The 692-nt window shown below is 69.1% G+C and carries 1 rRNA gene and 1 pseudogene; both read left to right on the forward strand.

The window, feature by feature from the left end:
• Positions 1-95: ribosomal RNA gene (gene rrf, locus IF19_RS1000000135630) — 5S ribosomal RNA — on the forward strand; the annotation flags it as partial.
• Between the two features lie 262 nt (positions 96-357).
• Positions 358-692 (forward strand): annotated as a pseudogene (locus IF19_RS1000000138595) (hypothetical protein); the annotation flags it as partial.

The following is a 692-nucleotide window of genomic DNA, read 5'->3' on the forward strand; positions in this document are numbered from 1 at the left end:
AAACGCCCGGTTACATTCCGAACCCGGAAGCTAAGCCTTTCAGCGCCGATGGTACTGCAGGGGGGACCCTGTGGGAGAGTAGGACGCCGCCGAACAATCTTTCAAGGACCCCTGGTCCCAGCGTTCATGCTGGGACCAGGGGTCCTTTTGTTTTTCCGAAGCGCGTCGCCCGGTCGGCTGCGCGAGAATGTGTGCAGTACCCGAAGACAGGAGTCACACCCATGTCCACCAACTCTCCCGACGATCGTCCGGAGCGCGAGCCGCGTCGCCGGGACGGTGGTGACAGGGGCGGTTACCGCGGGGGTCGTGACGACCGGTCCGGTTCCGGCGCACCTCGACGCGACACCAACGACCGCGGTGGCTTCCGCCGCGACGACCGCGACCGAGGGCCGCGTCGCGACGACAGCCGCGCCGGCGGAGGCTTCCGCCGTGACGACGACCGTGGTGGTCGTGGTGGGTCCGACCGGCGTGACGACCGTCCTCGCGGCCCGCGTCGCGATGATGACCGGCCTTCCGGTGGTGGGTTCCGCCGTGATGACAACCGTGGCGGTGGCTTCGGTGGCGGCGGTTTCCGCCGTGACGACCGGGACCGGGACCGTGACCGGGACCGTGGGCCTCGCCGTGATGACGACCGTGGTGGTTACCGGGGTGGTCAGCAGCGTGACGACCGCAGGGACGACCGGGGTGGCTTC

Origin of the sequence: Streptomyces californicus (assembly GCF_000717645.1) — a bacterium.
GTDB classification, from domain to species: Bacteria; Actinomycetota; Actinomycetes; order Streptomycetales; family Streptomycetaceae; genus Streptomyces; species Streptomyces californicus.